The sequence below is a fragment of the Streptomyces sp. NPDC048584 genome, assembly GCF_043199595.1.
GTDB classification, from domain to species: domain Bacteria; phylum Actinomycetota; class Actinomycetes; order Streptomycetales; family Streptomycetaceae; genus Streptomyces; species Streptomyces edwardsiae.
In genome coordinates this window covers 83,532-90,876 of sequence record NZ_JBICWF010000022.1, presented here as the reverse complement: position 1 = coordinate 90,876, position 7,345 = coordinate 83,532, and the positions used below count along the sequence as shown (strand labels likewise).

Annotated in this window: 4 protein-coding genes; 1 reads left to right on the top strand and 3 read right to left on the bottom strand. The window is 72.6% G+C overall.

Annotation, left to right across the window (positions count from 1 at the left end):
- Positions 1 to 749: maltotransferase domain-containing protein (locus tag ACGFR9_RS34010; protein ID WP_393216557.1), on the bottom strand; the 749-nt coding region annotated here is incomplete at its 3' end.
- A 739-nt stretch (positions 750 to 1,488) separates the two neighbouring features.
- On the opposite strand from ACGFR9_RS34010, the gene ACGFR9_RS34005 reads away from it, so the two are divergent.
- Positions 1,489 to 4,107: a glycosyltransferase family 1 protein gene (locus ACGFR9_RS34005; RefSeq protein WP_393216555.1), complete on the top strand. Its 2,619-nt coding sequence runs from the start codon at positions 1,489 to 1,491 to the stop codon at positions 4,105 to 4,107.
- Positions 4,108 to 4,469: 362 nt separating this feature from the next.
- Here ACGFR9_RS34005 and ACGFR9_RS34000 read toward each other — a convergent pair whose 3' ends face one another.
- Both ACGFR9_RS34000 and ACGFR9_RS33995 read right to left on the bottom strand, forming a co-directional pair.
- On the bottom strand, positions 4,470 to 4,991 hold the full coding sequence (locus ACGFR9_RS34000) for a DUF1990 domain-containing protein (RefSeq protein WP_393216553.1): 522 nt from the start codon (positions 4,989 to 4,991) through the stop codon (positions 4,470 to 4,472).
- Between the two features lie 73 nt (positions 4,992 to 5,064).
- Entirely contained in the window at positions 5,065 to 7,107 is a 2,043-nt protein-coding gene (locus ACGFR9_RS33995; RefSeq protein WP_393216552.1) for a M4 family metallopeptidase, read from the bottom strand.
- Positions 7,108 to 7,345 lie beyond the last annotated feature (238 nt).

Sequence of the window (7,345 nt, the reverse complement as noted above, 5' to 3'; positions counted from 1 at the left end):
CCGTGCGGCTGTTGCGGTGTGCCTTCGGAGCGGGGGAAGAACTCGTACCAGGCGCCGTACAGGGCACGCTCGCGTTCCACCAGCAGGGGCAGCGGATCGCTGCTGGTGACCAGTTCCCGCAGCGGATGCCGGGCCAGCACCGCGTCCACCTCCGGCGTCAACGCCGCCGCCAGACGGGACGCCGCCGGACGGCCCTCGTCACGCAGGGCGTCCACGGCGGCGAGGAGGACCTTCCTGGACCCGGACCCGGGCACCCCGGCCGCCGCCCGTTCATACAGCCGGGCGCCCTCCTCCAGGACGACGTCGATGTCCATGCCCGCCGGGATCTTGATCTGCGCGTGGTGCCGCCAGGTGGTGACCGGATCGCCCCACCCCTCCACGGTGTACGTCCACAGTCCGGGCTCCCCGGCGGTGACGGCCGCCCCCCATCTGTCCGTGCCCGGCGCCAGCTCCCGCATCGGCGTGAACGGCCCCGGACGCCCCTCCGGATCCTTCAGCACCACATTGGCGGCCACCGCGTCGTGTCCCTCACGGAAGACGGTCGCCGAGATCTCGAACGTCTCACCGGTCACGGCCTTCGCGGGCCTGCGCCCCTCCCGGACCATCGGCCGGACGTCGAGGACGGGGATGCGCCCCACGGCGGTCGCGGGACCGGCGGGGGACGGTGGAGGACTTGCCCCGACGCCGCGTTCCGGTGGCGTCGGGGTGCTGGGCGCCGGGGGTGAGGACGAGTGGTGCTTGGCGGGCATGACCGCTCCTGTCCGCGTCAACGTGGGTGGGCGGATGACTGTGGGGAGGTGGGTCCTGCGGGGTTTCTGTGGGGTGTACCCGCAGGAGCCTTCCCACACTGTTCGGGTGGGCAATCCGGCGGTTTGTTAACTACTCGCGCGTATGTCGACACACAAGACCGGCCGCCTCCGCACGGTACGGAGCCGGTCGCCGATGGGCTCGTTCCCATGTCCGCCGGTGCCGCCACGGGCGCACGCCGCACGGCACCCCGCGCGGGTGCGCCTCCCCGCGCGGCACCTCGGGCGGCCGGTCCGGCGGGCCCGCCCGCCTCTCCGTCCGCCGTACTCCTGACCAGCGCCCGCGCCGTCCGCGCCGGGGTGCCCGGCGGGGGACGGCGTCGCCGCGGGCGGGACGCCTTGGCCGTACCCGGGAGGGTCTCCCGCGCGGTGCCGCCCGCCACGGAGCCGAAGGTGCGGGACCCCGGGGACGGACCGGGTCACGGCGGAACCGAAGCCGGAAAAGGCCGGTTTCTTGTCCTGCCGGCCGGCGTGCCGGCCGCCCAGGTGGCACCAAGGGCGGTGACGTGAGGTACGGAGGTAGGGAAATCGGCCATATCGGCCATGGGGTGAATCGTTTCGGTTGGTGGCGCGGAGGGGCGCGCGTCCTCTTGCCTCCCGCGCGGAGCGTGTTCACGCCGGTACTGTCGGCAGCGATGCCCGGACGCACACCGCGTCTCTCACGAACGCGCCGAGGTGGCTTGTGAAGGCGATCCGTCGATTCACCGTCCGACCCGTGCTCCCCGAACCCCTGCGCCCCCTCAGTGACCTGGCCCGCAATCTGCGCTGGTCCTGGCACGCCGAGACCCGTGACCTCTTCCGCTCCGTCGACCCCGCCCGCTGGGCCGCCGCGGGAGCCGACCCCGTACGGCTGCTCGGCAGCGTGGCGACCGAACGGCTCACCGAGCTGGCCGGTGACCGTGACTTCCTGGAACGGCTCGACGCGGTCGCGGCCGATCTGGACGCCTATATGACCGGCGAGCGCTGGTACCAGGCACAGCCCGACCGGCTGCCCGCCGCCGTCGCCTACTTCTCCCCGGAGTTCGGGATCACGGCCGCCCTGCCGCAGTACTCCGGGGGTCTCGGCATCCTCGCCGGGGACCATCTCAAGGCCGCGAGCGACCTCGGCGTCCCCCTCATCGGCGTCGGCCTGCTCTACCGGCACGGCTACTTCCGCCAGTCCCTGTCCCGCGACGGCTGGCAGCAGGAGCACTACCCCGTCCTCGACCCCAACGAGCTGCCCCTGGACCAGCTCAAGGAGTCCGACGGCACCCCCGCCCAGGTCACCCTCGCCCTGCCGGGCGACCGCTCGCTGCGGGCCAGGATCTGGCTGGCCCAGGTGGGCAGGATCCCGCTCCTCCTGCTCGACTCCGACATCGAGGAGAACGACCTCGGCGAACGCGGGGTGACCGACCGGCTCTACGGCGGCGGCAGCGAGCACCGGCTGCTGCAGGAGATGCTGCTCGGTATAGGAGGTGTCCGCGCGGTCCGCACGTACTGCGAGCTGACCGGGCACCCCGCGCCCGAGGTGTTCCACACCAACGAGGGGCACGCCGGTTTCCTCGGCCTGGAGCGCATCGCGGAACTGCGGGCGGAGGGGCTGGACTTCGACGCCGCGCTGGAGGCGGTCCGCGCGGGGACCGTGTTCACCACGCACACGCCCGTCCCGGCCGGCATCGACCGGTTCGACCGGGAACTGGTCGCCCGGCACTTCGGCCCGCACGCCGAACTGCCGAACATGGAGGTCGACCGCATCCTCCGGCTCGGCATGGAGAGCTACCCCGGCGGTGAGCCCAACCTGTTCAACATGGCCGTGATGGGCCTGCGCCTGGCGCAGCGCGCCAACGGCGTCTCCCTGCTGCACGGCCAGGTCAGCCGGGAGATGTTCTCCGGGCTCTGGCCGGGCTTCGACCCCGAGGAGGTGCCGATCACCTCCGTGACCAACGGGGTGCACGCGCCCACCTGGGTCGCCCCCGAGGTGTACCGGCTCGGCGCCCGGCAGATCGGCGCCCAGCGCGCCGAGGAGGCGCTGAGCGTCGGCGACTCGGACCGCTGGGACTCCGTCGCGGACATCGCCGACCAGGACATCTGGGAGCTGCGCCGGTCGCTGCGGGAGCTGCTGGTCCTCGAGGTGCGTGAGCGGCTGCGCGCGTCCTGGCGGCAGCGCGGGGCCGGGGCTGCGGAGCTGGGCTGGATCGACGGGGTGCTCGACCCGGACGTACTGACCATCGGCTTCGCCCGCCGCGTCCCGTCCTACAAGCGGCTGACGCTGATGCTGCGCGACCGGGACCGGCTGATGAGCCTGCTGCTGCATCCGGAGCGGCCGGTGCAGATCGTCGTCGCGGGCAAGGCGCATCCGGCGGACGACGGCGGCAAGCGGCTCATCCAGGAGCTGGTCCGGTTCGCCGACGATCCGCGCGTACGGCACCGGATCGTGTTCCTGCCCGACTACGGCATGGCGATGGCGCAGAAGCTCTACCCTGGCTGCGACATCTGGCTGAACAATCCGCTGCGGCCGCTGGAGGCGTGCGGCACCAGCGGGATGAAGGCGGCGCTCAACGGCTGCCTCAACCTGTCGGTGCTCGACGGCTGGTGGGACGAGTGGTTCCAGCCGGACTTCGGGTGGTCGATCCCCACCGCGGACGGGATCGGAACCGATCCGGAGCGGCGCGACGCCATAGAGGCGGCGGCGCTGTACGACCTGCTGGAGCAGCGGATCACCACATGCTTCTACGACCGGGGGCGGGGCGGGCTGCCCGACCGGTGGATCGACATGGTGCGGCGGACGCTGAGCCTGCTGGGGCCGAAGGTGCTGGCCGGGCGGATGGTCCGGGAGTACGTGGAGCGGCTGTACACGCCTGCCGCGCACACGCACCGGGCGATGGACGCGGAGGCGGCTCGGGCGCTGGCCGGGTGGAAGGCGCGGGTGCGGGCCGCTTGGCACGCGGTGACCGTCGACCACGTCGAGACGTCCGTGACCGCGACGACCGCGCAGCTCGGGACGACGCTCGGGCTGCGGGTGCGGGTGGGGCTGGGCGGGCTGAAGCCGGAGGACGTGGAGGTGCAGGCGGTGTCCGGGCGGGTGGACGAGGAGGATCGCATCACGGATGCGGCCGCTGTGGCGCTGAAGCCGGTGGGGGTGCCGGACGGGGACGGGCGCTGGATCTACGAGGGCCCGCTCGCCCTGGACCGCACGGGTCCGTTCGGCTACACGGTCCGCATCCTGCCGGGGCACCGGTTGCTGGCGTCGGGGGCGGAGCTGGGGTTGGTGGCCGTGCCGTCCGAGGAGTTGGCGGGGGCGGCGGGGTTGCTGATGCGGTGAGCCCCGCCGAGCCGGCGTCCTTCAGCCCGTCCGGCGGGCAACCCAGCCCGTCCGGCGTTTGAGGACGAGGCCCGAAGGGCCGAAAGGGGGTCCGGGGCGCAGCCCCGGGGACGGGACGGGAAGGGGCGGCGGGGGCGAGGAACTGGCGCGGCCCGCTGGAGGGTTGCCGCCTGCGCCCACCCGTGCCGCCCCAGCGGCACGACTGCCCGCAGGCTGGGGGAGTGGGGCTGCCCGGGGGCTGGGGGCGCGGCCCGCTGGTGGGGTGCCGCCTGCGCCCCAGCGGCACGACTGCCCGCAGGCTGGGGGAGTGGGGGTGCCGCCTGCGCCCGCCCGCGGCTGCCCGCAGGCTGCGGAGGCGGCCGTCAGTCCTGGGGGATGCCCCTTGTGGCCAGGTGGCGGAGGGCCTTGCCATAGCGGTGGGCGTAGGCCAGCTGGAGGGCGCGGGTGGCCGGCCCGCCGGCCCGGGCATACCAGCGCGCCGGCCTGCTGAAGGCAGACACCGTCAGCCACACCGTGCCATCACCCGTCCGGTCGACCACGAAGGACTCCTCCCCCGACTCCGGATGCCCCGACAGCGTGCCGTACGCCCACCCCGCCCGCCGGTGTTCCTCCACCGTCCACACCACCCGGCACGGCGCCCTCACCACCCCCGCGAGGGTGAGCGTGACATCGACATCCGGTGCCGCCCGCTCCGCGTCGGCCGAGACACCGAGCCCCAGTTCCCGGTGCATCTCCCAGCCGAACAGCGCCTGAGCCGCCTGCCGGAACACCTCGTGGCCCTCGCCCAGCCGGGTACGGACGTGCAGCGGATGGAAGCCGGGAGGGCGGGAACCGGGTTCCCGGGTCGCGCCGACGTGGTCGTAGGTGAAGTCCGCCGAAGACATGGGTCCCAAGAGTAGGGCGGCGCCCCCGCCTTGGAGAAAGCCGGGGGCGCCGCTCGGACCGCTCGTGCCCGGTTTACGGGAAGGTGAGCGACCAGCCGCTGATGTAGCCGGTGTCGTACCGTGCCTGGTCCTGCACCCGCAGTCGCCACGTTCCGTTGGCGGTCTCGGACGAGGCGTTGACCGTGTAGGTCTCCTTGATGTCGTCCGCGGAGCCGCCGGTGCGGCTGCGCAGCGGGTACACCGTGCCGTCGGGGGCGAGCAGATCGACGACCAGGTCACCGCTCCAGGTGTGCTCGATGTCCACGGTGACCCGGAGGTTGGACGGCGCGTTGCCCGTGCGCCCGGTGACACTGATCGCGGACGTCACGGCCGCGCCGGCATCCGGGATCGTCACGTCGGCGGTGCTCTCGAAGGACGTACCGCCGCCACCGCCGCCGTCGGAGCGCGTACCGACGTTGATGCCCGCCCACGCGTCCTGCACCGCCTTGTACTCGGCGCTGTCGGTGCCGTACAGCTCACCGGTCGCCGCCAGGGTGCCGGTGCGGGCGCCCGCGTAGTTGGTGGTGGAGGTGAACTTCGTGGTCAGCGCGCGGAACCAGATCTTCTCCGCCTTGGCGCGGCCGATGCCGGTGACCGGGAGGCCGTCCGAGGTGGGCGAGTCGTAGCTGACACCGTTGATGGTCTTGGTGCCGCTGCCCTCGCTCAGCAGGTAGAAGAAGTGGTTCGCGGGGCCGGACGAGTAGTGCACGTCGATGTTGCCGATGCCGGAGTACCAGGCGTCCTTGGACGCGCCGTCCTTGCTCGGCTTGTCCATGTAGCGCAGCGGGGTGCCGTCGCCGTTGATGTCGATCTCCTCGCCGATGAGGTAGTCACCGACGTCGGAGGAGTTGTTGGCGTAGAACTCGACGGTCGAACCGAAGATGTCGCTGGTCGCCTCGTTGAGTCCGCCGGACTCGCCGCTGTAGTTGAGGCCCGCGGTGTTCGAGGTGAGACCGTGGGTCATCTCGTGCGCGGCCACGTCGATCGCGGTCAGCGGGTTGGCGTTGCCGGAGCCGTCGCCGTACGTCATGCAGAAGCAGCTGTCGGACCAGAAGGCGTTGACGTAGTTGTTGCCGTAGTGGACCCGGGAGTAGGCCCCCACGCCGTCGCCGCGGATGCCGCTGCGGCCGTGCACGTTCTTGTAGTAGTCCCAGGTCAGCGCGGCGCCGTAGTGGGCGTCGGCGGCCGCGGACTCCGCGTTGGAGGCGCTGCCGTTGCCCCAGACGTCGTCGGAGCCGGAGAACAGCGTGCCGGTGCCGGAGGTGCCCCGGTTCAGGTTGTACGTCTTGTGTCCGCCGCGCGCCCCGTCGGTGAGGTTGTACGACGACCCGGACTGGGTGGTGGTCAGGTCGACGGTGCCGCTGTAGACGGTGTGGCCGGTTCCGTTCTGGATGGCCTCCCACGTGTACAGCTGCTCGCCCGTGGTGGCGTCGGTGACGACGTGCAGTTCCTGCGGGGTGCCGTCGTGCTGGAGCCCGCCGACGACCGTCTCGTACGCCACGACCGGCTTGCCCTGGGCGGCCCAGACGACCTTGCGCGGGGCGCGGTCGACGTCGGCGCCCTCGGCCTTCTCGGCCTTCGCGGCGGACAGCGCCTGCTGCTCGGCCTTGGCGGCCGGCACCTTGGCGGTGGTGGTCGCGGGCCGCACCGCGGTCCGGGTGGCCTTGACGACGGAGTCGGCCGCGCCGGCGCTGTCACCCTGCACGACCAGGTCGCCGCCGAGGACGGGCAGGCCGTCGTACGTCCGCTCGTAACGGACGTGCACGGTGCCGTCGTTGTCCTTGAGGACGTCACGGACGACGAGCTTCTCCTTCGCGCCGAGGCCGAGGTCCTTGGCGGTGTCCGCCTTGGTGGCGTCGGCCTGGCGTATCAGTTCGGCGCGCTGCGCGGGGGTGAGCCGGACGGACTCCGAGCCCGGCTTGGCCTTGCTCGCGGCCGCCGGTGTCTGCTCGGGGGCGGCGGTGGCGCTGCCGGACTGCACGGCCGTGGCGATCAGCGCGGCGACGCCCGCGAGGGCGACGGCGGCGGCACGGCGGTGCGTGTGGGGGGTGCGTCTGTGGGACGACCTGCTTCTCAACGCTGACTCCTTCTGCGGGGCCGCGGGTCGCGCGGCCTGGGGAGACCGGACGGCGGGTGGGCCGGCCGGGCAGAACGGAAGTGCGAATCACGGTGGCCGCGTGGCAGCGGTGAGGTGTGCGTGGGGTTGCTGTTCGGCGGCCGTGGGAAGAGTGGCAGGGGATCGCGGTTTCTGTCAGGAGCGCGTCAGGAATTTGGCGGAAACCGTTCGCTGGGCGGGGGTGCGGGTTCGGTATACG

Coding starts and splice junctions, on each gene's coding strand:
- ACGFR9_RS34000 (WP_393216553.1), bottom strand. CDS start 4,991: ATGTCTTCGGCGGACTTCACCTACGACCACGTCGGCGCGACCCGGGAA.